We start from the raw sequence: 25,192 nt of genomic DNA on the forward strand, positions 1-25,192 counted from the left end.
TAATTCTGCACCTCTAAATTAAATTTAACAATAGCAAGACTATTTACATTAATCATCTTGAATAATTATCACCATATAATACGATAGTGATGACCTTCATTACAGAGGAAACGTCAGCGATCGCTCTGTAATGAATACTTGTTTTAGATTTTGGCTTGGCTTTTATTTCGCTGTGTCTCCAGCGTGATTTATGTTATGACTGCTGAAGATCATATTTTCTCACCTGTAAATGAATTGGTATTATCCGAAGAAGCCTTTTTCTTTGAGCGATCGCTTGATCTGCTGTCGGTAGTTGGTCTGGATGGCTACTTTCGGCGAATCAACCCAGCATTTACTCAAATCCTGGGTTACTCAGAAGCAGAATTTTTAGCCCGTCCTTTCTTGGACTTTGTGCATCCAGATGACCATATTGCCACCTTGGCAGAAATGGAGAAAATCAAGGCAGGCATACCTATATTCAATTTCGAGAATCGCTACCGGACGAAAGATGGAGATGATCGCTGGCTAGAGTGGACAGCATCACCACAAATTAGCAGGGGTGTGATTTACTGCGTGGCGCGAGACATTACCCAGCAAAAGCAGACAGAAGTTACCTTACAAAACATCAACCAGGAACTAGAACAGCGCATTGCCGAACGGACTGCCGAGTTAGAACAGGCAAATGCCGCACTGCGGGAGAGTGAAGAACGCAATCAATTAGCAATGGAAGTTGCCCGGATTTATACCTTTGAATGGGATGTAAGCACCGATGCAGTCAAGCGATCGCCTCAATGTGGTGTGATTTTAGGGTTAACTCCATCATCAGCGCAACAAGACACAGGCACAAATTTTTTTCAGCGTGTCCATCCTGATGATCGCGATCGCTTCAGAGGAATTGTACAAACACTCACACCAGAAAAGAGCAGCTACAAAATTACCTATCGACTAGTGCGCCCAGATGAGCAAATAATCACCTTCGAGGAAAGTGGACGCGGATTTTTTGACCAGCAAGGAAAGTTAAGTCGCCTAATTGGGATGGTGGCAGACATTACAGAACGTCAGCGACTAGAAGCCGAATTAGAATCAAGTCGGGCAACCTTGCAACAGCAACTAACAGAAATTGAGACTATCTACCAATCTGCCCCCATTGGCTTAAATGTTCTCGATCCTGACCTGCGTTTTGTGCGAATTAACCAGCAATTGGCGGAAATTAATGGGTTTTCTGTAGAAGAACATCTTGGGCGCACCATCCGCGAGTTGTTACCTGACATTGCCGATACTGCCGAACAATTAATCCGTCCGATTTTTGACACAGGAGAACCATTACTGAATGTTGAAATTCGCGGGGAAACTCCGGCACAACCGGGCGTAGAAAGGGTTTGGTTAGAAAAATTTTTGCCGTTGAAGGACGGAGAACGTGTGATTGGTGTCAGTACTGTGTGTGAAGAAATTACTGAACGCAAACGCACCGAAGAACAACTACGTCAATTCAACTTGCTGATTGAGTTATCTTATGAACCGATACTGGTATGGAGTTTTGAGCAAGGCATTATCAGTTGGAATCAGGGTTGTGAGCAACTGTACGGTTATACAAGAGAACAAGTCATGGGGCAGAATACCCATATTCTGCTTCAAACAATTTACCCCTTACCATTAGCGGAACTGCTTACCATCTTAGAACGCGATCGCCAATGGACAGGAGAGTTAAAGCATACTACTCATACAGGACAGCAGGTAATTGTAGAAAGCCGTCAGCAACTAATTGAGACGAACGGACAGAAACTAGTTTTAGAAACAAACCGCGATATTACCGAACACAAAAAATCCGAGTTAGCCCTACGTCGTTCAGAAGAACGTTATCGCACCCTGTTTAAGACGATGGAAGACGGTTTTTGTGTAATTGAAATGTTGTTTGATGAAAACAACAAACCAGTTGATTATTGCTTTTTAGAAATTAACCCTGCTTTTGAGCGAGAAACCGGACTTCGACAGGCAGTTGGTAAAACAGCCCGGCAACTTCTTCCTAATTTAGAAGAATTTTGGTTTGAAACTTATGGCAGAGTTGCCCTCACCGGTGAACCTGTGCGCTTTGAAAATGGCTCTGAGGTTATGAATCGCTGGTTTGAGGTTTATGCCTTCCCCATTGAACGGGCAGAAAACCGTAAAGTTGCCATTTTATTTAAGAATATTAGTTATCGCAAAGCCATAGAAACCCAACGAGAAAAATTACTCCAACAAGAACAAGCCGCCAGAGAAGCTGCCGAACGCGCTAATCAAATCAAGGATGAATTTTTGGCGATTCTCTCTCATGAATTACGAACGCCCTTAAACCCGATTTTGGGTTGGGCAAAAATGCTGCAATCACCAAAGATGAATGCCGAAAAACTCCAGCATGGCTTAATTACGATTGAGCGGAATGCCAAACAACAGGCGCAACTAATTGATGATCTCCTCGATATCTCCCGCATCATTCGTGGTAAACTCTCCCTCAGTTTTGGGGCTGTGAATTTATCGGAACCAATCGCTGCGGCTTTAGAAACTGTGAATTTAGCAGCACAGGCAAAAGCGATTCAATTAGATGTGTTACTAGAGCCATTAAAGGCTTATGTCAGAGGGGATGCAGGCAGATTACAACAAGTTATCTGGAATTTACTCTCAAATGCCATCAAATTTACCCCCCACGGTGGACAGGTAACAGTGCAACTCACTTGTATTAATAACCATGCACAAATTCAAGTGAGTGATACTGGTAAAGGCATCCAAGCAGAATTTTTGCCATTCGTGTTTGAGTTATTCCAACAACAGGATAGTTCCACAACTCGGAATTTTGGTGGGTTAGGGTTGGGGTTGGCGATCGCACGTAAAATTATTGAAGCACATGGGGGGAGTATCAATGCTGCCAGTGCCGGAGAAGGACAAGGGGCAACCTTTACGGTACAGTTACCTTTAATGTCTGCATTAAATCTCCATACTCCTGATGATTCCGACTCTCAAAAACTGAGTATAGAAAATCTCCGCGTGGTGGTGGTTGATGATGAGGCCGATTCCCTCGAACTGCTGAAGGTGATACTGGAACAAGAAGGCGCACTTGTCAAAGAAGTATTATCTCCGATTAAAGCCCTACCTTTGTTAGCTACAACACCATTCGATTTGCTAATCAGTGATATTGGAATGCCAGACATGGACGGCTACACTTTTATTCATCAAGTGCGTCATCTAGTACCCCAATTTAACCGAGATATTCCCGCGATCGCTTTGACTGCTTTTGTTGGGGAGACAAATAAACGTCAAATCCTCGCGGCGGGATTTCAAGCACACCTCGCTAAACCAATTGAACCGCAACTACTACTAGATGCGATCGCTACATTAATCACTAGACATTCCTCGAATTAATTTGAGCCTAGTACAACAGTGAAATGCTACAACATTGGATCTAATGTATTTTATAGTGATTTTCACTTGGGTAAAATACAAATTTATCTGCGTTTATCCGCGTCCATCTGCGGTTAATTATTTTTCTTATACCTCGCTGAGTCGAGAACTGCTATATTTTGTTTGATTAATTAAAATAGATTTTTTCATATTAGTAATTTTACCGAAACTTTATAAAAATTAATTTTTATTCTTTTGTATATAAAAATCAGAATATATTTCTCAACAAACCTGGACAAATACTCGAAAAACCAATATCTATAAAATTAGATTACCGTAGATTAATCAAGAACGACCTGCTTTGCAATACATAATCACTCCCAAAAATTTATCTAAAAATATTGTGTATAGACGAATGTATGCGCCTACTAAACTGAAATTTTCTCCCTCACACTTAGTCACTATCACAGTACTACTAACCTTACTTTTATTTATTCCGCAAATTTGGCTGAATTGGCAAGCATATTATAATTTTAATAATATTACTAAAAATGAATTTAGATTACAAAAACTAAGTGATGAAATTGTTTATCTTGATGAAGTATTAACCATGTCGGCCAGGATGAATGCTGCCACAGGTAACATAATGTGGGAAAAACGATATCGTCAATTTGAACAAAAACTAGATGGAGCTATTCAAGAATCTATTAAATTAGCACCTCAAGCATATAACAGTGAAGATGCTAAAAAAATTGATGTGGCTAATCAGAAGTTAGTGAAAATGGAATATCAATCTTTTGATTTAGTGAAGGATAATAAACAACAAGCAGCACAACAACTACTTTCTAGCCGTGAATATGAAAATCAAAAGCAAATTTATGCTGATGGTGTTGCCAAAAGAAGATTGAATATAGCATTAGAATTACAACAACAAGTTGTTTATTATCGCCAAAAAATATTTTGGGCAATTTTAGGGTCTATCATCAGTTTAATATTGCTGATTCCCTCATGGCTATTGGTATTGAGATTGTTACAGGAATATTTAAAAGCCAAAAAAATTGCTCAACTTGCCTTAGAAGAAACTAATTTGGCGCTAGAAACAAAAGTTGCAGCCAGGACAGAAACATTAAACCAGAAAAATATAGAACTAGAAAATACCTTGCAAGAACTACAAAGTACTCAAATACATTTAATTCAAACTGAAAAGATGTCTTCTCTTGGTCAGTTAGTTGCTGGTGTGGCTCATGAAATTAATAATCCTGTTAATTTTATTTACGGTAATTTAAAATATGCGCGGGAATATACTCAGCAATTAATGGATTTAATGAATTTATATCGACAAGAATATTCGGTTACTAATTCGCAAATAAATACTAAATTTAAAGAGTTGGATATAGAATTTATTTTGGATGATTTGCCTAAAATTTTATCCTCAATGGAAGTTGGTGCTGATCGTATCCGCGAGATTGTACTAACATTACGTAACTTTTCTCGTCTTGATGAAGCCGAAATGAAACCTGTAGATATTCATGAAGGTATTGACAGTACTTTGTTAATTTTACAGTATCACCTGAAAGGTAAGACTGGTCAGCAAGAAATTAAAATCATTAAAGACTATTGTGAGAATTTACCTCAGATTGAATGTTATGCAGGTGGGTTAAATCAGGTGTTTATGAATATATTAAATAATGCTATTGATGCCCTAAGAGAAAAGGAAGTTGAAGAATTAAAGCAAAAAATTAAACAACAGACTAGTTATATTCAGATCCAAACACAAGTTAAAAACGAAAAATATATAATTATTCGCATTAAAGATAACGGTTTTGGTATACCAGAGGAAGTTAAAAGTAAACTATTTGACCCATTTTTTACTACTAAACCTGTAGGTAAAGGTACTGGCTTAGGATTATCTATTAGTTATCAAATTATTGTAGATAAGCACAAAGGAAATATTATCTGTAATTCTTCATCAGGTAATGGTACAGAATTTGTGATTGAGCTTCCTATCAAGCATATATGGGAATCTGATTTTGTTTCCGAATCTAGTTGTGTAGATAGGGAATAGGAAAGAAGCTTTATCTGGGTGTAGTATTTTTTTAAATAAAATATAGTTCCCAGGGTTAATTTATTACTTTCATCTTAAAATTCGCATAGTCAAAGGATAGCGATAATGTTCTCCGTGATAAGCTTTGATACCAGCAAATGTAACTAAAAATGATTGTAATAAAAATAAGGCAAAAATTAAAAATGTCCAGACCAGAAGTAAGCCATCTAACACTGATTTGACTTCATTGACTGCACCATTAGTTGTGATGGCAATACCACAGCTACCCAAAACGAGTAGTAAAGAAAAAATAATCACCACTAAAGTATATAAAGTTAAGGAAATTTGAAAGTTTAAAGATTCTCTACCTTGAAAGTCAATCCAAGGATATTTAGCTTTTTTCAGTCGCCAAATGACCAAGGGTAATAGAATATTCAATGGTAAATACAAAGGAATGCCCAGAAAAACCAATCCAAATAACAATAGCCATGCTACTAAAGCCGAAAGATGACATAACATCGCCCATGTACGCATTTGTTTTTGGACTTGTTTTCTCATGGCTTGTGAATGAGGAGATGGATAAATAGAATCTCTACTTACCACACTACCGTTAAACTAGCAGGAGAAAAGTTTAAAATTTAAGTATTTCTCGCTCATAATTTTCGGGTAAAGGTTCTACTTCCCAGACGATACCTTCCCCTGGTTCTAAAGCTACTTCAACAAACAGTTGTTCGACTGCGGTTGTGGCTATATCTTCGTTGTTGGGAAATGGCTGTAAGTCTTCTGTTAGCAGGCGCAGTTTAAAACCGCCGGGAATGGCTGCGCCGACTGTGGCGTTACGCAACTCAAACCGCCAATAAGGTGAGTCTGGTTCGCCTTGGGGGATAATTGTCAGTTCGTAGATTTGTCCGGCGATCGCTAACTGCCGTGATATATTTGCCTCAGTTGCTCTATCTTCGACACTCCGCGCCGCCGCACTTAATTCTAAATTCCATCGTTCCCAACCAATTGCTTGAGCAAGTTGCGATACACCACTTTCTAACCATTGCAACACAGAACGCTGTTCGGGTAAATTAATCCGACGTTCATATAAATTTTGTCGCCAACCGCTATGTTCAATTAACCCACCCCACAGTTGAAAAGGAATCGCTAACCGAGGGGTGATGACTTCCGCATTACCGAGGCGGTTAATTAAGTTTTGGGCTTGGGCTTGTGGTAGGGTGGGAATTACCGCAACAGTGGTGCGTGTTGCTTCGGCTGGACAAAATTCCCGCGCCACAGCTAAAACACTGATATCAGTAATTATCTCACTAGCATTGAGAGAATAGGTGCGATCGCCTGGATCATAATTACCCTGCTGCTTGAGTTGGGTGTGAGTACAATAACCCCAAACCCTGACATAACCTGCATCTGCTTCTACTTGCACCGCCAAATAATAATCTCCCACCCAACTCGGTAAATCTATCCATTCTTGGGGTACACGTAATTCACTGAAATCAATATTTTCACTGGGAACTAAGATAAACCTTGTTGCATCTACTGTAACAGCAGTTCCATTTACCAGTTCCCAAAAACTGGATAATGCAGTGGTAGTTGGCCAAACCTTTGCCTGTGGTGTAAAGTCCTCCTGTAACCAAGGTAAGACAGCATTCAGGCAAAGTTCATTCAAATAAGCTTGATATTCCGCAGTGGGATGAGAAAAAGCCTGACTACCTTGGGTAAATTCGGAAATCTCTAAAATTAAGTCTGTAGAATTAGCAAAAGTAACAGTCATAGCGGTTTCTCCAGGGAAAGGTTTGGCTTGTTTTGGCGCTACTAGGGAACATTCTCTTTCCCGCACAGGCTACAAAGAATTTAGCTAGAAGATGGACTGTAGTAATTTTGTAGCCATTCTTCCATCACAGCACTCATACTTTTAAGTAAGTCTGATGTCAGAGAAATATGCAGGCTATCTTGGCACCAATTAGCTAAAGACCGCAACAAAACCTCCTTAGCTTTCGTCAGTCGCCGGGAAACAGTATACTGCTTGATATCTAATTGTTTGGCGATCGCATCTTGATTGAGTTGCTTTGCGTAGTATAGTTGCAATATTTCCTGAATTTGGGCTTCTAATTGAGCGATCGCAGTTGATAATACTTGGTTAATCTCACTTTGCTGTTGACTTTTAGCTTGGGCTTCTTCTTGGGCGATAATTTCGTTAATTAACGATTCTTGCGTCCCTGGTAAATTATCCAATAACTCAAATCCATCATCACCACCTAGAGAAACATTCAGAGAATCGGGGGTGGGATAAAGATATTTACGGACAGCTTTTGCCGCACTGAGTAACCATTTTTCCAGAGTTGGAGAATTAGCAGGTTGGCTGGTTTGGGAATTGTAGAATTTGGCGATCGCTTCCCAAGTGGCATCATCTGGGCGAGATAATTGGCGAGAATTACCTGCTTTGCTGGGAACATACAAAGTTTTAAACCCATTCCAAGCCAAAATATAGGCGTGAATTGTCTCAGGAGATAAACCAGCATTTTGCAAAGATTCTACCAACCGCTTTTGACTGGTTTTGCGTAACAAACCCCAATCGCTACAGATATCAACTTCTTGACGCTGACGCAAAGTTTCGCGGATAGCAGTACTAAAAATCAGACTGGCGTAGTTTTTTAAGGTGCTGCTTTGGGAAGGATTAAAATTTTTTAAGACAAGTTCAACTTGAGCGATCGCAATTTGGAAACAATCAGCCAATTTAAACTGGCTACTGGTGAAAGCTGCACTGGTTTTTTGCGATATCCAATAACAAGGTTCTTGTAAATAAGCTGTAAGATGTTGTCTCGCTAAAGCGGCGGCGGCTGAATCTTGCCAAAACTTATACCAATACAGCACCCAAAAATATTCCGAATTTTCTTTTGGTATTTGCTGAAGACAACTTTGGATGCTGCGACGCAAGCGTGATTCCGTCGCCCACCGACTGAAGCGATCGCCTTCAAACTGCACAAAAGTTGAAAAAATTTCAATAATGCTTTGTCGAGGTTGCATAAAAAAATTACAAGTCGACCGATAAAATAACGAAGCCTGCACAAACTTTACTACAAGGCTAGGAAATTTTGGACAATTTTTATCCGGTTTCAGGGGAGTAGCAATAGAACAAGTAATTGGTAGATGCACCCTGATAACTAATTCCCCTGGCTGGTTTACACCAACTGGGGGATTTTTTTTGCCTTGATTTCCTAAATCAGCAAAATTTTATCCGGTTTCAGGGGAGTAGCAATAGAACAAGTAATTGGTAGATGCACCCTGATAACTAATTCCCCTGGCTGGTTTATACCAACTAGGGGATTTTTTTGCCTTGATGGCCTACTTTGAAAACCTTTGGCGTAAGTCCTGTAGCTGTTGAATAGTTTAATCTTTCATCGCCATTACCTTGGGAGTTTCTGGTTGTAGTAAGCCATTTAACAGTGATGCTGGACGGTGGGTATAAGGCCAAGCAAAAGCGTGGCGAAAAGCCGCTTCTTGACAAGCTTGTAACTGTGCAAAGCTAATAATGTCGTAAGTCAAGAGATTTTCATATTCAAATGGCAAACGGACATTGTGTAAGCCAGCATTATCTGTACAAATCGCAATATCTACCCCAGCTTCAAAACAACGGTCAAAAACTAATTTGAGTTGGCGGATATCCTGTAAAGTACCTGTTTTAATGTATGTGGTTGGACAAACTTCTAAACACTGTCCGCGTCTGGCAATTTCTGGAAGTAACTCTGGAGACAATAACGGAATTTGGATACCGTGACCAATGCGTTTGAGATAAGGTAAAAGTTCTGGGTAACAACCAGCAGTGGTTTCGTAAAGGTGTCCGGTAGTGTTCACACCTTGCGATCGCGCATAATCATACAAACTAATCCATTCTTGCAGGCGATCGGCATAATAGCTATCACCCCCAGCCACATCTATTCCACACACATATTGTCTGTTCTCCACAGCCAAATCAATAATCGCCTTATTCACCTCAAACGGCAAGCGCGAGTGCATACACAGAATTTGACTCGTCACAATCGGACATTCTTGAATATGACTAGCTTTACCCACCACATCGACAATTTCTGCCATTTTGTCAATTCGTTGTGATTGACTCAGATGTTCTGGTGTGCGTAGGTATGGAGTATAGCGCAGTTCCAGATAAGCCAAATTTTCAAATATATAAGCACCCCGCACCAAGCGATAAATAAAGTAAGGCAAAGTCTCCACAGTTTGCACACTTTCCACTAAAGTATGCAATTCCAAATATTCATCTAAAGTGTTACGAGGTCTGGTATAAAAATCTTCAAACTCCCCGTAGTTAGGAAAGCGAGAAATTAATTCTGTAGAATGTCGCTCAAAATATCGCCATAAAACGCGCGGTACAACGGAACCGCCCAAATGTCTGTGTAATTCAGCATGTAAAGCCATAGTAGTTTCTTTAGAAAATTTTATTAATGGTAACAAAAACATTAAAAAGAAACCTCTATACGGAGAGTAAGATTCTGTAAAGCTACGGTTAATTATTAGAATTTAGGCAAAAATTGCGAATTTTATAGTTAATAACTAGCAGAAAAGCAATCAGAATTTGATTTGATTTTTGAATAAATTCCGTACAGAACAATTAAGACTTCTGTATACAGAAGTCTTAAGTCAAAACTTAACGATATTAAGGATGATAACTACAGCAGTTTTCATCTCAGTCAAGTAAATTTTTCTAGTCCTATAGGACTCATATTTGATTTCTGAGAAAAAATCGGTACACCCAGATCAGGCTTCTTTCCTACTCCCTACCTACACAACTAGATTCAGGAATCAAACCGTATTCCTATAGCTCCTAGCCTAAACGTTTGTCATCACAAGTAATTTGACAGATAACAGATATGATATTAATAGGTAAAAGCTGCTAGAGAAAGTGCGATCGCTACCCACTTTTTTTGACAAAAATATTACGTGTGAATTTATACTCGATATTATTTCCAGTATTAGCAACAAGTCACCACTCCTAGAGTTTGTTTCTTGAGTGACTTGACATATTTAGCTGTATATGTATAGAATAGCGATTTGTGGAAACTTTACCTCATAATATAAACGCTTGGCTAACGTCATTGTCATAGGTGCTCAGTGGGGCGACGAAGGGAAGGGTAAAATCACCGACTTACTCAGCCGTTCCGCAGATGTAGTGGTACGTTACCAAGGGGGTGTCAATGCTGGGCATACAATCGTAGCTCAGAACCAAACTTTTAAACTCCACCTGATTCCCTCTGGTATTTTGTATCCAGATACCGAGTGCATCATTGGCTGTGGGACAGTCATTGATCCACAGGTTTTGATTGCAGAACTCGACCAACTAGAAAAACTCAATATTTCCACTGCCAAACTGTTGATATCTGAAACAGCCCATGTCACGATGCCATACCATCGGTTGATTGACAAGGCATCAGAAGAACGGCGGGGAAGCCATAAAATCGGGACAACCGGTCGAGGAATTGGCCCAACTTATGCTGATAAATCAGAGCGTACAGGCATCAGAGTTTTAGATTTGATGGACTCAGAAGGTCTGCGCGACCAGTTAGAGTGGACAATCAATTATAAAAACGTCATTTTAGAAAAACTTTACAACCTGCCGCCTTTAGACCCAAAAAAAATCATTGACGAGTATTTGGGTTATGCCGATCGCTTGCGTCCTTACGTAATTGATACATCGTTGAAAATATACGATGCCATTCTGCGAAGACGCAACATCTTGTTTGAAGGAGCGCAAGGTACACTCCTGGACTTAGATCATGGCACTTATCCTTATGTTACCTCCTCTAACCCCGTAGCAGGTGGAGCTTGCGTAGGTACAGGATTAGGGCCGACAATGATAGATCGGGTAATTGGCGTATCTAAAGCCTATACAACCCGTGTGGGAGAAGGGCCTTTCCCCACAGAGTTGCATGGAGATTTAGGCGAACATTTGTGCGATCGCGGCGCAGAATTCGGCACAACCACCGGACGTAAGCGGCGATGTGGCTGGTTTGATGCCGTAATTGGTCGCTATGCCGTCCGCATTAACGGGATGGATTGTATGGCCATCACCAAACTTGATGTGCTTGACGAATTAGAGGAAATTCAAGTTTGCGTCGCCTATGAAATAGATGGCGAACGCTGCGAACATTTCCCCACCAGTTCCCGTCAGTTTGCCCGTTGTCGCCCCATCTACAAAACCTTACCAGGATGGCAGCAGTCTACAAGTGACTGCCGTACCTTAGAAGACTTGCCACAGCAAGCCCTAGACTACCTAAAATTCTTAGCAGAATTAATGGAAGTCCCAATTGCGATCGTCTCTTTAGGCGCAAGCCGCGATCAAACCATAATTGTAGAAGACCCCATTCACGGCCCCAAACGTGCATTACTACACGCTGACGGCACACCTGCCTCCTTGCTGAGTGCATAGTATTTAGTCATTCGTCATTGGTCATTCGTCATTAGTAAATGACAAAGGACAAATGACAAAGGACAAATGACAAAGGACAAATGACAAAGGACAAATAACATGACTGTGACAGTTGAATCTCAAAAACGCCCAGAAGGCAGTAAGCCAAATGCTTTACGTCGTTCTGGTTTAATCCCCGCCAACTTATACGGACATAACGGTTCTGAATCTATTTCTTTGGTAGTTGATGCCAAAGAAGTTGAACGCCTGCTCAAAAAAGCAGCTGTGAACAAAACCGAAATTGAACTCAACATTCCTGAACTGCAATGGACTGGTAAAACAGTTTTAAAAGAAGTTCAAGTCCACCCAGCTAAGGGTACACCTTATCACTTGAGTTTCTATGCTGGTGCAAAACGCTAGAACAATTGCATTATTTGTTTTTCTAGATAGTTTAACTGTGAAATAATTGCTGATGATGCCAGGGGTGAAACCCTGGTTTTTTGTTAAGCTACTAAAGATGAAAAAAGGGCTAGAGGCTAGGGATTAGGGTCTAGAGGATGTCTGAGAAGTATTAAATATTGCGCTTGATCCCCCAACCGGATTTAAAGTCCCCCTCTTTAAGGCTACGGTGTACACACAAATATTCGTGTAGTGTATCTGTCCCGCCTCGGAATGAATTCCGAGTCTCATAGCGCAAGTCATCTGAAGATGACTCAACTAAAAATGTATTCCAGTCCACTTAAGTGGACTTTGGCTATGAGCCTGGAACTTTAGTTCAAGGCGGGATAGGGTTTCATACTACAAATTTTTGACTTGTGTGTACACGGTAGCTCTTTAAGGGGGGGTTTAGGGGGATCTACAAGTCTTAAGTACAACACCAAAAAGTTTTCAGACATTCTCTTAGAGGTTAGAGATTAGAGGTTAGTTTTTTCACAAACATAAACATATCTTTTTCCTTCGTTCTAGCCCCCAGCCCCTAGCCTCTAGCCCCTAGCCTCTAGCCTCTACCAACAAAAATATGACAGAAGTAACTCTTCCACCTTTAATTCAGCAGATGTTACAGCCTGAGTTTTATCCCCACCCTGTAACAGAACCAATTCGACTCAGCCAAACCCACGTTTCTTATGTGCTGTTAACAGGAGATTATGCCTATAAACTGAAAAAACCAGTGAATTTTGGGTTTTTGAATTTTTCGACTTTGGAGAAACGACAGCATTTTTGTCAGGAAGAATTACGACTAAATCAACGGGGCGCGGCTGAATTATATTTGGAAGTTTTACCCATCACCCAAGAAGGCGAAAAATATCATTTAGGCGGCGCAGGTGAGCCTGTAGAGTATGTACTCAAAATGCGCGAGTTTCCCCAAGAAACACTATTAAGTAACTTGTTTGCCCAAGGCAAGTTAAATGAAGCGCATTTAGAAGAATTGGGTCGTGTTGTGGCGCAGTATCATGCTAAAACCGAGACAAATGATTACATTCGCAGTTTTGGCGAAGTTCCGCAAATAAGGGCGGCGTTTGATGAAAACTACGAGCAAACGGAAAAATATATCGGTGGCCCCCAGACACAACAGCAGTTTGATGACAGCAAAGCTTATACTGATAAATTTTTTGCCGACAGACAAGAATTATTCCACACAAGAATTCAAAATCACCGCATTCGAGAATGTCATGGCGACTTACACCTGCGGAATATTTGTCTATGGCAAGATAAAATTCTCTTATTTGATTGCATAGAGTTTAACGAACCGTTTCGCTTTGTCGATGTCATGTTCGATATTGCTTATGCGGTGATGGATTTAGAAGCGCAAGCACGTCCAGACTTGAGTAATGCTTATTTAAATACCTATCTAGAGCAGACTGGCGACTGGGAAGGCTTAGAGGTATTACCAATATATTTAAACCGACAGTCTTATGTCCGGGCGAAAGTCACGTCATTTTTATTAGATGATCCTGGTGTTCCAGCAGAAATTAAACAAGAAGCAGCACAAACCGCCGCCAAATATTACAAGCTGGCTTGGGAATATACTCAACCCAAACAAGGAAGCCTAATTTTAATGTCGGGCTTGTCGGGTTCAGGGAAGAGTACAACCGCAAAATATTTGGCGCGACAATTGAACGCCATTCATATTCGCTCTGATGCGGTGCGGAAGCATTTGGGTGGCATTTCTTTGGCGGAACGGGGTGGTGATGATTTGTATACGCCGGAAATGACGCAAAAAACTTATGCACGGTTGTTAAACTTGGGAACTATACTAGCTAATCAAGGTTTCACTGTGATTTTAGATGCTAAGTATGACCGACAACAACAGCGACAAGAAGCTATTTCCCAAGCGCAACAGTACCAACTGCCTCTGCAAATTGTTCACTGTACAGCGCCTGTAGAAGTAATTCGAGAACGTCTCATTCATCGTACTGGTGATATTGCTGATGCTACGGTAGATTTATTAGCATCACAACTCAAGCAAGTGGAAACTTTTAGTGCAGCAGAAACACCTTACGTCCATACTTGGGATACAACTCAAGCAAATGAGGCACAATTAAAACTTCTGCGCGAGAAAAGGGTTTAAAGGGCAAGGGGGTAAAAGGTATTTGTAAAAATTTTCTCCCTACCCCTACCCCCTGGTTACTGAGCGCAGTCGTTCGCGGAGCGTCTCGCAGAGAAGTACACCCCTATACCTTTACACCCTTAGTAAACTCATGGCGAAAAATAACAACTTATTTAATTTCACCCCTGACTTTATTTCTCAATTAATTTTTGGGTCATTTTTAACGTTCATCTTGATATTGACGGGTTCCCCAACCTCCCTGAGTATTTTCTTGGGCATTCTGGGTGGATTTAGCTTGGGCTGGCTTACTAGTGCTAGTAAAACTAGTCCCCAAGCGCCAACCATAGCCTCTTCTGATGGTATTGATGCGGGGCTGAAATATTGGTTATTGTTCTTGCTGGGCTTTGTGTGGTTGGGCTATTCAGCACCAATGAGTATTTTACTAGGGGGAATAGGTGCTGTTGGTGGCGGTTGGATTATTGCTTGGTGGGGCAGCAAAGAAGAAACGAGAACTCAGCTACCGCAAAGTTTAATTGAGGGAGAGGAAACCGTAGGTGAAAGATCCACTAAACAACAAAAAAGAAGACCAACTCGCCGCTTCCGTCGCGCTAGAGGGATTAATTTAAGATTTTGGCAGAGGTAGTGCGATGGGAACTTATATCGTGTCCAGTCAAAGACTTATCATCCAGACCGCAGAGGAAGCAGAGGAGAAGGTTTTAAGGTTTCTGCACAGATTCTCGGAATCACCACTCACTGCGTAATACCAATTCTATGTGAGTCTGCATTTAACCTTCATATTTCTTCTTTCTTTGTGTTCTACCCTTCTCCCAAAGGGAGACGCTACGCGAACGGGAAGCCGCTATCGCGTCTATGCGCCCTTTGTGGTTCGTTCTTTAATTCAGTGCATCTTCATACAGAATTGGTATAAGTCCTATTACTTATGAACTAGTCCAGCAATGGCGGTGATTAATTTGGCAGGATCGGCGGGTTTGGCGATGTGCAGTTGAAATCCGGCTGCGAAGACTAGTTGTTGTGTTGTCTCAGCAGCATAAGCAGTAAGGGCGATCGCAGGAATTGTACCACCTTGATCAGCCGGCAGCGATCGCACTTTGCGAATCAACGCATAGCCATCAACATCGGGCATCCCTAAATCACTTAAGAGTAAATCTGGCGGCGACTGGGCGATGGCTTCCCAGGCTGTATGGGCAGATGCAGCTGTGGTGACGATGGCTCCTTGCTGTTCCAAAAAAAATGCCATAAATTCCCTTGTATCTACATCGTCATCCACAATTAACAGTTTGATGCCTTCCAGGGGCTGAGAAATCAAAGAAAAGGGATAGGAATTACCCACTAATTTTTTTTCGGCTATGACTAATTCTTGATTTGCTGGCTGGGCTGGTAAACAAACTGTAAATGTTGCGCCTTGTTCTTCCCCTGGACTTTCTGCCCAAACTCTGCCACCATGTAACTCAACTAATTGGCGAACAATTGCCAAGCCTAGCCCTAGTCCGCCTGATCTGCGCGTAATGCTGCTATCTGCTTGACGAAAATATTCAAATACGAATGGTAAAAATTCCCCACTAATACCTTTACCTGTATCCTGAACTTGGATTTGGGCTTGGGAACCTACTTGGGTTAAATACACATTCACTTGGCCGCCATCTGGGGTAAATTTGACAGCGTTCGATAACAAATTCCAAACAATTTGTTGCAAACGACTGCTATCACCTTTTACTTGTCCAATGTTGGCATCAAGATGCAGTTGAATTTGAATTGATTTGGCTTCTGCGGCCAATTGCACTGTTTCTAAGGCTGCTTCAATGGTCGAAGCAAGGTTAACATTTTCTAAATTCAGTGATAATTTACCGCGCAGAATGCGAGAGATATCTAATAAATCATCAATGAGTTGCACCTGCAATTCGGCGTTGCGTTCGATTGTTTCTAAGGCGCGAAGACTGGCGGCTTCGTTGAGGGTGCGTTTACGGAGTAGCTTTGACCAACCCAAAATCGGATTGAGGGGCGATCGCAGTTCATGGGAAACTATAGCGAGAAATTCATCTTTAATGCGGTTGGCTGACTCTGCGGCTTCTTTGGCTTGCTGACGTTCTGCGGCTAAGGCTAAAGCTTGATCTCGTAAGTGCTTGTATTCCTGCACTCTAAAAGTTAAATCAGTCACATCTTGAATCGAAAACAGTGCATAAAACCCATTACCTTCTAATGCAGGTACAGACGTTACGGTTGTGTGTTGAATGCGGTATTTATCTTGCGGTAAGGCTACAGGAATCACATATTTATGCAGTTGTGAAGAAAAAATTGTCGGCGGCCCACCTTCAAAAATTTGCTTTAAGCGAATTGCATAACGAGGTTGATGCAAATGGGGAAAATAATCATTAATTGAGTTGCCTAAAATCTGATATCTGGGGATTTTTGTCCATTCTTCTAAAGCACAATTCCAAAATAAAACGGTGTGTTCCGAATCTAATATAAAAGTTCCCAAAGGAATTTGGTCTAACAAGCTATATTTTTCTTGGGCTTGCTCAATTCTGTTCATCTGCTCACACTGTTTTTATTTGGTGCTGTTCAACCTAATAGGAATTGTCCGCCAATAGTGATATTTCTTCGTCAATCACATGGATTAACGCATCAAATGTTCCCACTTCAAAAATTAAAATAATATCACCAATCAGTTCTAATTGTGCAATTGTAAACCGGGCTTGCGCTAGTAGAATTTTAGTTGCCTCACTAGCATTAGCAGGTAATAATAAATTATCAATCTTATCCTCTAAATATACAGGCAAAGCGTAATTCATGTGTTGCTTTAACACATTACTAATGGAACCCATCACACCATTAATCACAATATTACCAACCTCAGTAAGTGTGCCAATTTTTACTGCATCTAAATCATCTGATCCAGGCTCTTCACCAGTCAAAACTGACACTAATGCTGAGGCACTTTCTGTAGGAAAAATTAATCCAGCAGTGCCGTAAAATGAGCCTGTAAAGTTTAGTTTAACTGATGCTAAACTCGTATCATTAAATCGGCTATTTAATTCTTGGTAAGCTGCCGTTGCTGTTAAAATTTTTACAAAAGGAATTTCTAAGTGAATGTGGGAATCCACCATTTCATTGAGTAAACTGGCGGCTCGACCAACTCCAATATTGATTAATTCTTGTAAAGCATCTAGTTGATCTGCTGTCACATTCATCGGAATTTATTCCTTGGTTTTAATAGCTTGCTGTACTGCTGCGCGTAATTCTTGTTCTTTGGGTGGTTTATTAATAAAATTAACTGCTCCTAAGCTGTAACTTTGATTGCGGGCGCTTTCTTGAATATCTGCGGAAATGATAATTGTGGGAATGTTTAAGCCTTCATCTTGTAAAGCCTGGAGAAATTCAAACCCGTTCATTTCTGGCATTAGTAAATCAGCCAACACACAATTAGGCTGAGATTGATGAACTATTTCTAATCCTTCACGTCCATTACTGGCTTCTAATATTTCATATCCATCTACTTGCAGAAACTTCCGAATCATTCTGCGAGAAAAAGCCGCATCATCAATAATTAACACTAAGCTCATCAGCCTGTTCCTGAAAAATTTATTTGCTTATATTTCTTTATTGTAAATTTGTGATTTCGCCTAGAAGTCTTGTTAAATAAAACGCAGAGTTTTGCAATTATTTTTAATTTTTATATAAATTAATTTTATATTTTTTCAACAAAATCAACATACCCTCAAGCAACATATAGTGCTGAAACTATAATGCTACTTTGAGGATACTTTTGTCAAACTTATTAGGCTTTGGAAACATAATCTATGGTTGACTGAGCTTGCTGTAACCAGTGTAAAACAGTTGTGTGGTGAATTTCGGTAACACGTTCAATTTCTCGTAGGCTCATCCCCTTGAAATACATTTTTAAGCAAAGTTGCTTGATATCGTTTGAATAGCTCCAAGAATGGTAAGATTCGAGAAACTGACGACCACAATGTTTACATTTGTAGCATTGTCGATTTTTACGATGACCATTCTTTGTAGTTTGCGTTGATTGACAACGGGGACATTGCATACTCTAGATTTAATTGCTGGAAGAGATAATCATTATCTTTTCAGCATTAACTACTGTGGGCATCTTGCTGGCGAAATATATCTATTGATTTAAAAAATATTAAAATTAAGACAAAAGATATAGCCATCTTATTTGAGATATAAATCAGGGATTCCAGAGAGACAAGGGGGATAGATGTTTGTAAATCATTTAGGATTGCTATATAGGTTTATCATCTCTGAATCCAATGGAGTTAACAGAAATTGACAACGAGGATCTAGAAGCATTTCTTTTAGAAAGCTATGAAAGTTTGACTCAAATTGAAAGCGATATTATTGAGCTAGAGAAAGCATCTGTTAATCGAGCAGCGTTAGATAGAATTTATCGCTCACTTCATACACTCAAAGGAAACTGCGGCTTTTTGCCATTTCCTAAGTTAGAATCACTGGCTCATGCGGGAGAAAGTTTAATTTCATATTTGCGTGAAGATACAAAGCAATCATTGGTTAACAGCGATCGCAACTTTACAGCCACACCACAAATTATTACTGCTTTACTCCAAACCGTAGATAGCATCCGTCAGTTGCTATCGCAAATTCAAACAACCAAGCAAGAAGGTGATGCAGATTATTCTACACTTATTTGTGCTTTAGCGAAACTACAAGAAAATCAACAGGTAATTACTGTATTATCATCATCGCCAGAAACCGAAGAAAGCACCATCACTGGAACAGAATCAGCTTATATCCGCGTAAGTGTGAGTTTACTAGATCAACTAATGAACTTAGTCGGGGAACTGGTTTTAACCCGTAACCAAGTCATAGGTTTATCCCAGAGGTATAAAGATAGTAACTTGACAGCAACTTGCCAGCGCCTAAATTTAATTACTAGCCAATTGCAGGAAGGAGTAATGAAAACTCGCCTGCAACAGATGAGTACAATTTGGCAAAAATTCCCCAGAGTAATTCGAGATTTAGCGATCGCGCACGGTAAACAAGTGGCTGTCGAAATTCAAGGAGCCGATACAGAAGTTGATAAAAGCATTATTGAAGCGATTAAAGACCCCTTAACCCATTTAGTCCGCAACTGTATTGATCATGGCATAGAATCACCAACTGAGCGCCATGCTGCTGGTAAATCACCCACAGGTAAGATATCTTTGAAAGCCTGTTATGAAAACAGTAAAGTCAACATTGAAATTAGCGATGATGGGCGTGGTTTATCGCCAACACAACTCAAAATGCGGGCGCAGAAACTAGGTTTACTTACCTCTGCACAAGCTGAGACAATGAGCGATGCAGCAGCCATTAATTTAATTTTCTTACCTGGCTTTTCCACCGCCGCCCAAATAACAAACATTTCTGGGCGCGGCGTGGGGATGGATATTGTCAAAAGTAATATTGATAAAATTAACGGCAGTATTGAAATTGAAAGTCAGCCAGGACAAGGAACTAAATTTCAACTTAAAATTCCCCTGACATTAACAATTATTCCCGCATTAATTGTCAATAGTAACGGCAATCGCTACGCCATCCCCCAAGCCAGCCTGCAAGAACTAGTGCGCCTAGAACCAGAGCAAGCACTCAACCAAATTGAAACATTTTACGACGTACCCGTATACCCCCTGCGAGGAAATCTCATCCCCTTAGTTAATCTCCATCAAATCCTACACCCATCAAACCTGGATTTCTCTCTTGTGAGAAATCCAGGGGGGAGGGAGGGGTGGGAGGTGTGGGAGGATGGTGAAGAAATCTTTCCCCCCACACTCCCCACACTCCCCACACCCCTACCCATACGTGAGAAATTCGGGATCAAACCCTCCCCACTCCCCACTCCCAACTCCCCACTCACCCTAGTAGTTATCCAAGCCGACAACTACCAATTTGGACTAGTTGTAGATGCAGTGGAAGACATTCAAGATATTGTAGTTAAACCTTTAGGTAAACAGTTGCAAGCTATATCTGTGTTTATGGGTGCAACAATTATGGGCGATGGCAGAGTCGCATTAATTATTGATGCGGTAAATTTGGCAAAACAGGCTGGACTTTATGAAAAACGGCAGCTATTGTCCAGTAATTCTGATGCAAACATCTCCACAGAACAAGAGGAACGCCAATTAATTTTACTATTTCAAGGGCCGCAAGGCGCATTGATGGGTATTCCCGTGGCGATCGCTTTCCGGTTAGAAGAAATTCCCTCTACTGCCATTGAAAAAGTCAGTAATCAAGATGTAGTGCGGACTGCTGACAGAATTTTACCTGTAATTGACCTGCAAAAAATCTTTCCGAGTCAGCAGCCAACCCCGAATAAAGAAACCGAAAAACTGCAATTAGTGATTGTTTCTCCCCAAGCCGGATTAAGTGTGGGCTTAGTTGTGGAGCGCATTCTTGATATTGTAGAAGAACCACTGACAGTTAAAGGTATCCCTAGTAGACCAGGAGTTTTGTTTTGTGCTGTGATTCAAGGACAAATCACAGAAATATTAGATATAGAGGCAGTGATTAACATGGTTAACCCTTATTTGTTGCAAGTGAGCGATCGTGGTTGAACAACAACTCTGCACTTTTTGGTTAAATAAAACTTACTTTGGCATTGATGTGCGCCATGTTCAAGAAGTCATTCGTCCCCAAGCCATAACTCCTGTACCTTTAACACCGCCAGATATTTGTGGATTAATTAACTTGCGTGGACAAATTATTACTGTCATCGATTTGCAACAACGCTTAGATATGGGTGAACCTGCTAGGCGGAACCTTCAACCAGAAGCATCGCCGGGGTTTAATATCGTTGTATCTTCTGATCATGAGATAGTGAGTTTACTGGTTGATGATGTTGGCGATGTCTTAGAGTTTCCCGAAAACACCTTTCAACCCCCACCCGCCAGCTTAAAAGGTAAAATGCGTGACATACTGGCGGGAGCTTACCCACTAGCAGCAGGGTTTTTGTTAGTTGTTGACACTGAAAAAATTCTCAACGTTAAAATTATTTAGGAGCTATTGGCAATGGCGACAAGTCGGACTGGGAAAACAGCCAACTCGAAATCTCCCACAGAAAACAATCAAACCACCACAGATATACAACTACAACCTTTATTAGCCGCACTCAAAGCCGCCAAAAATGGAGATTTCACAGTCCGTTTAGCAGTTACTGATGATGGTTTAGGTGAAATTGCCACAGTATTTAATGAATGGGTGAGTTTGAACCACAATGTCAGCAACGAAGTAGCACGCATCGCCACAGAAATTGGTACAGAAGGTAAATTAGGTTCTCAAGCCGTAGTCAAAGGTGCGAAAGGTGCTTGGCAAGAATTAATCAACAACATCAATCAAATGTCTGCAAATATCTCCGAGCAGATTAAAAGTATTCAAGAAGTTACCCTTGTGGTGACTCAAGGCAATTTATCCCAGCACATCGCAGCCGAAAATGCCGGAGAATTTCAGCAGCTCACGGAAAATGCCAATCAAATGATTAGTCGTCTGCGTTCTTCTATCAAGCAAATGGCAGATGTAGCCACAGCCGTTGCATCCTCGGCGGAAGAACTCACCGCAGTCAGCAAAGAAATGACAGAAAACGCCAAACAAACCGCCGAACAAGCAACTTCCGCCTCCGCCTCAGCCGAACAAGTCAATCAAAATAGCATTACAGTAGTGACAGCAGTAGAGGAAATGGATGCCAGCATTCGAGAAATTGCCAAAACCGTTGCTGAAGGTGCAAAAGTCGCCAACCAAGCCGTTAAAACCGCCGATCGCACCAATGAGACAATAGATAAGCTCGGTCAAAGTAGTATTGAAATTGGTAAAGTCATTAAAGTTATTACATCCATTGCCCAGCAAACCAACTTACTCGCACTCAACGCCACCATCGAAGCCGCTAGAGCCGGGGATGCAGGGAGAGGATTTGCCGTCGTCGCCAACGAAGTCAAAGAACTCGCCAAACAAACCGCCAGCGCCACTGAAGATATTAGTCAACGCATTGAAGCCATTCAAACTGATACCAAAGGGGCAATGACAGCCATCAGTCAAATTACTGAGATTATCCAGCAAATTAATGACCTACAAAGCACCATTGCCAGTGCTATAGAAGAACAAACAGCAACCACCAACGAAATTGCCCGCAACATAGCCGAAGCCGCCAAAGGCACCACAGATATTGCCAAAAGTATCGGCATTGTCGCCCTGAATGCTCAAACCACCACCATTGGAGCCAGTAACACTTCCGCCGCCGCCAACGAATTAGCCCGGATGGCTGTAGATTTGCAAAAAATTGTCACGCAGTTTAAGTATTGAAGGGAGTGGGGAGTGGGGAGTGGGGAGTAGGGAGTGGGGAGTGGGGAGTAAGGGTTTATACTGCAATACACTTCAGATAAGAAAACTAAATTAAAACAAAACCAACAAATAATGACTCAACAAAAAACTAAAAAATGATTTTGGAGGGGGTTTGGGGGATTCTCCCCCAAATCTTGTTCATTGTCTGATAGGTAAAACAGAAATCTTTGTGCCTATGCGTAAAACATTAAACTCTTGTTCTTAAAACTACACCATGCCAAAAATTCGGGTATTAGTTGTGGATGATGCGGTATTGGTTCGCAGTCGCGTCAGTAAAATTTTATCCAGTGATCCGCAATTAGAGGTAGTGGGAGTGGCGGCGAATGGTCGCATTGCCTTGGGCAGAATTCCGCAAGTCAACCCTGATGTTATTCTCTTAGATGTGGAAATGCCCGATATGAACGGTTTAGAAACTCTGTCCGCCCTCCGTCCAATATATCCCCACCTACCAGTAATTATGTTCAGCACCTCCACATACGCTGGTGCGGCTGCTACTTTAGAAGCTCTTTCTTTGGGTGCTTCAGATTATGCCACCAAACCCAGTAATCTGGGGAGTGTGGAGGCTGCCAATGAACATATCCGCCAAGAATTAATTCCCAAAATTAAGTTATTTGGCGCAAGAATGGCGGCATTATCCCCGACTCATCAAAGTTCTGGTGTTGTTCTGCCCATCCCTAGCAAAAAAGCACCAGTAAATGTGGTAGCAATTGGAGTTTCAACCGGAGGGCCGAATGCACTAGCTGAATTACTGAGTAAGATATCTGCCGATTTTCCAGTTCCAATTTTGATTGTCCAGCACATGCCACCGATGTTTACAAAGTTACTAGCTGAAAGATTATCTTCTAAGTGTCAACTTCCTGTCAGGGAAGGAGTTGATGGTGTGGAATTAGCTGCTGGCCAGGTATGGTTAGCACCAGGAGATTTCCATCTGATTGTGCAACGGGAGGGAACAAAGGTGCGTTTAGCCATTCATCAAGCACCCCCAGAAAATTCCTGTCGCCCTTCAGTGGATGTCTTATTGCGTTCAGTTGCCCAAGTTTACGGTGCAGGTGCGATCGCAGTTATGCTGACAGGTATGGGTCAAGATGGCTTACATGGCTGTCAGTGTATCCGAGAATTTGGCGGACAAGTACTAGCCCAAGACGAAGCTAGTAGTGTGGTTTGGGGAATGCCCGGTTTTGTGGTGAATGCTGGACTGGCAAATCAAGTTGTTCCCCTTGAACAAATGGCAGATGAAATTATCCAGCGTGTCAATTCTGTTCCCAGGTCAGGTCTGTTATGAAACAGACAATGAGGATCAATACTGGGGATTTTGACTATTTACGGCAATTAGTTCATCAGCATTCAGCCGTAGTTTTAGATGGCGATAAAACTTATTTAGCGGAATTACATTTGCAGCCAATTGCTGAAGCGGCAGGATTTGAGACTATTACTGAATTAATTGCTCATTTGCGGCATCAGCCTGTGAGTGATTTACATATCCAAGCAATTGAAGCATTAGTTACTAACGAAACTTCATTTTTCCGCGATACCTATCCCTTTGAAGCTTTGAAACAATTGGTATTGCCAGAGTTAATTAAAAAACGACGCATTGAGCGATCGCTGAATATTTGGTGTGCGGCTTGCTCGCATGGACAAGAACCTTATAGTATTGCTATTCTCCTGCGAGAATACTTTCCTTTATTAGCTAATTGGTCTGTTAAAATTATCGCTAGTGACTTTTCTGGTAAAGTCTTAGAACGGGCGAAAGCTGGGCGTTATAACCAATTAGAAATTAAACGTGGGCTGCCGAAAAATTTGCGCGATCGGTATTTTAAATTATTAGATAATGAATGGCAAATCCAAGATGAAATTCGGCAGAAAATCGAATTTCGGCAGATGAATTTGGTGCATCCTTGGGCAGTTTTACCCCAGATAGATATTATTATGCTGCGGAATGTTTTAATTTATTTTGATATCAATACTAAGAAAAATTTACTCACCAAAGTTAGACAGCAATTAAACCCAGATGGTTACTTATTTCTGGGTAGCGGTGAAACTACAATCAATCTGCATCAATCCTTTGAACGTGTGCAGTTTGACAAAAGCATTTTTTATCGATTACGTCCAGTGGGTTTAGATAATGCGATCGCACTAGGACAGTAAGTCATTTTTGGCATTTATAGCAGTAGGTGTAGGTTGGGTGGAGGAACGGAACCCAACATTCACGCATACTTTGTTGGGTTACGCTATCCCTACACCCAACCTACTATTATCTTAACTGAACCGTATTGAGACATGTTAGGACAATTTGAAAGCGTGAATGCAGGAATAGTAAGATTTTTCCTCCTGCCTTCTGCTATATGATGAGTTTAAGGCTGGATCGTAGATTACTGCGTTAACACAGCCTGCACCCATGCGCTAATATTGTAAGGTGTCTTTCAAAATTAAAAGTATTTAAGTATTTATACTTAGT

At 41.1% G+C, this 25,192-nt stretch carries 19 protein-coding genes; 11 read left to right on the top strand and 8 right to left on the bottom strand.

The features are described 5' to 3' along the window. The first annotated feature begins 195 nt into the window (after nucleotides 1-195). Together H6G77_RS19800 and H6G77_RS19805 are read left to right on the top strand one after the other, a co-directional pair. Complete coding sequence (locus tag H6G77_RS19800; RefSeq protein WP_190872513.1) at nucleotides 196-3,372, top strand: PAS domain S-box protein; 3,177 nt, start codon at nucleotides 196-198, stop codon at nucleotides 3,370-3,372. A 394-nt stretch (nucleotides 3,373-3,766) separates the two neighbouring features. Further along, complete coding sequence (locus H6G77_RS19805; RefSeq protein ID WP_190872545.1) at nucleotides 3,767-5,416, top strand: sensor histidine kinase; 1,650 nt, start codon at nucleotides 3,767-3,769, stop codon at nucleotides 5,414-5,416. Between the two features lie 69 nt (nucleotides 5,417-5,485). On the opposite strand, the gene H6G77_RS19810 is transcribed toward H6G77_RS19805, so the two are convergent. The 4 genes from H6G77_RS19810 to H6G77_RS19825 all read right to left on the bottom strand — a co-directional run bounded on the left by H6G77_RS19810 (nucleotide 5,486) and on the right by H6G77_RS19825 (nucleotide 9,829). Continuing rightward, the gene (locus H6G77_RS19810) at nucleotides 5,486-5,953 is read right to left on the bottom strand and encodes a DUF4870 domain-containing protein (RefSeq protein ID WP_190872514.1); all 468 of its coding nucleotides are present in this window, start codon (nucleotides 5,951-5,953) and stop codon (nucleotides 5,486-5,488) included. A 73-nt stretch (nucleotides 5,954-6,026) separates the two neighbouring features. Next, nucleotides 6,027-7,169 (bottom strand): DUF1822 family protein, encoded by a 1,143-nt coding sequence (locus H6G77_RS19815; protein WP_190589521.1) that lies wholly within the window; start codon nucleotides 7,167-7,169, stop codon nucleotides 6,027-6,029. A gap of 80 nt (nucleotides 7,170-7,249) precedes the next feature. Further along, nucleotides 7,250-8,422 carry a sigma-70 family RNA polymerase sigma factor gene (locus H6G77_RS19820; protein ID WP_190872515.1) on the bottom strand — a complete coding sequence of 391 codons (1,173 nt, stop codon included), beginning with the start codon at nucleotides 8,420-8,422 and terminating at the stop codon, nucleotides 7,250-7,252. Nucleotides 8,423-8,785: 363 nt separating this feature from the next. Then, a complete protein-coding gene (locus tag H6G77_RS19825; RefSeq protein ID WP_190589487.1) occupies nucleotides 8,786-9,829 on the bottom strand; it encodes an adenosine deaminase in 1,044 nt (347 codons plus the stop codon). 664 nt (nucleotides 9,830-10,493) lie between these two features. On the opposite strand from H6G77_RS19825, the gene H6G77_RS19830 reads away from it, so the two are divergent. The 4 genes from H6G77_RS19830 to H6G77_RS19845 all read left to right on the top strand — a co-directional run bounded on the left by H6G77_RS19830 (nucleotide 10,494) and on the right by H6G77_RS19845 (nucleotide 15,007). Then, the gene (locus tag H6G77_RS19830) at nucleotides 10,494-11,837 is read left to right on the top strand and encodes an adenylosuccinate synthase (RefSeq protein WP_190669221.1); all 1,344 of its coding nucleotides are present in this window, start codon (nucleotides 10,494-10,496) and stop codon (nucleotides 11,835-11,837) included. 99 nt (nucleotides 11,838-11,936) lie between these two features. Further along, complete coding sequence (gene rplY / locus H6G77_RS19835) at nucleotides 11,937-12,236, top strand: 50S ribosomal protein L25 (RefSeq protein WP_190589489.1); 300 nt, start codon at nucleotides 11,937-11,939, stop codon at nucleotides 12,234-12,236. A 598-nt stretch (nucleotides 12,237-12,834) separates the two neighbouring features. Next, nucleotides 12,835-14,385 carry an AAA family ATPase gene (locus tag H6G77_RS19840; protein ID WP_190872516.1) on the top strand — a complete coding sequence of 517 codons (1,551 nt, stop codon included), beginning with the start codon at nucleotides 12,835-12,837 and terminating at the stop codon, nucleotides 14,383-14,385. A 130-nt stretch (nucleotides 14,386-14,515) separates the two neighbouring features. Beyond that, the gene (locus tag H6G77_RS19845; protein ID WP_190589491.1) at nucleotides 14,516-15,007 is read left to right on the top strand and encodes a hypothetical protein; all 492 of its coding nucleotides are present in this window, start codon (nucleotides 14,516-14,518) and stop codon (nucleotides 15,005-15,007) included. Nucleotides 15,008-15,298: 291 nt separating this feature from the next. On the opposite strand, the gene H6G77_RS19850 is transcribed toward H6G77_RS19845, so the two are convergent. The 4 genes from H6G77_RS19850 to H6G77_RS19865 form a co-directional block, all read right to left on the bottom strand. Beyond that, nucleotides 15,299-16,915 (bottom strand): ATP-binding protein, encoded by a 1,617-nt coding sequence (locus H6G77_RS19850; protein ID WP_190589492.1) that lies wholly within the window; start codon nucleotides 16,913-16,915, stop codon nucleotides 15,299-15,301. A gap of 34 nt (nucleotides 16,916-16,949) precedes the next feature. Then, nucleotides 16,950-17,573 carry a chemotaxis protein CheC gene (locus tag H6G77_RS19855; RefSeq protein WP_190589493.1) on the bottom strand — a complete coding sequence of 208 codons (624 nt, stop codon included), beginning with the start codon at nucleotides 17,571-17,573 and terminating at the stop codon, nucleotides 16,950-16,952. A gap of 6 nt (nucleotides 17,574-17,579) precedes the next feature. Next, nucleotides 17,580-17,945 carry a response regulator gene (locus tag H6G77_RS19860; protein WP_190589494.1) on the bottom strand — a complete coding sequence of 122 codons (366 nt, stop codon included), beginning with the start codon at nucleotides 17,943-17,945 and terminating at the stop codon, nucleotides 17,580-17,582. 215 nt (nucleotides 17,946-18,160) lie between these two features. Then, nucleotides 18,161-18,433 carry an IS1 family transposase gene (locus tag H6G77_RS19865; protein WP_190872517.1) on the bottom strand — a complete coding sequence of 91 codons (273 nt, stop codon included), beginning with the start codon at nucleotides 18,431-18,433 and terminating at the stop codon, nucleotides 18,161-18,163. A gap of 226 nt (nucleotides 18,434-18,659) precedes the next feature. On the opposite strand from H6G77_RS19865, the gene H6G77_RS19870 reads away from it, so the two are divergent. From H6G77_RS19870 to H6G77_RS19890, 5 genes are all read left to right on the top strand, one after another. Continuing rightward, nucleotides 18,660-20,960, top strand: a complete 2,301-nt coding sequence (locus H6G77_RS19870; RefSeq protein WP_190872518.1) for a chemotaxis protein CheA — start codon at nucleotides 18,660-18,662, stop codon at nucleotides 20,958-20,960. Further along, on the top strand, nucleotides 20,953-21,402 hold the full coding sequence (locus tag H6G77_RS19875) for a chemotaxis protein CheW (protein ID WP_190872519.1): 450 nt from the start codon (nucleotides 20,953-20,955) through the stop codon (nucleotides 21,400-21,402). The genes H6G77_RS19870 and H6G77_RS19875 overlap by 8 nt, the downstream gene beginning before the upstream one ends. 12 nt (nucleotides 21,403-21,414) lie before the next feature. Continuing rightward, a complete protein-coding gene (locus H6G77_RS19880) occupies nucleotides 21,415-22,698 on the top strand; it encodes a methyl-accepting chemotaxis protein (RefSeq protein ID WP_190872520.1) in 1,284 nt (427 codons plus the stop codon). 253 nt (nucleotides 22,699-22,951) lie between these two features. Next, entirely contained in the window at nucleotides 22,952-24,019 is a 1,068-nt protein-coding gene (locus H6G77_RS19885; protein ID WP_190872521.1) for a chemotaxis response regulator protein-glutamate methylesterase, read from the top strand. Further along, on the top strand, nucleotides 24,016-24,882 hold the full coding sequence (locus tag H6G77_RS19890) for a protein-glutamate O-methyltransferase CheR (protein WP_190589500.1): 867 nt from the start codon (nucleotides 24,016-24,018) through the stop codon (nucleotides 24,880-24,882). The genes H6G77_RS19885 and H6G77_RS19890 overlap by 4 nt, the downstream gene beginning before the upstream one ends. Nucleotides 24,883-25,192 lie beyond the last annotated feature (310 nt).

Origin of the sequence: Aulosira sp. FACHB-615 (assembly GCF_014698045.1) — a bacterium.
Lineage (GTDB): Bacteria > Cyanobacteriota > Cyanobacteriia > Cyanobacteriales > Nostocaceae > Nostoc_B.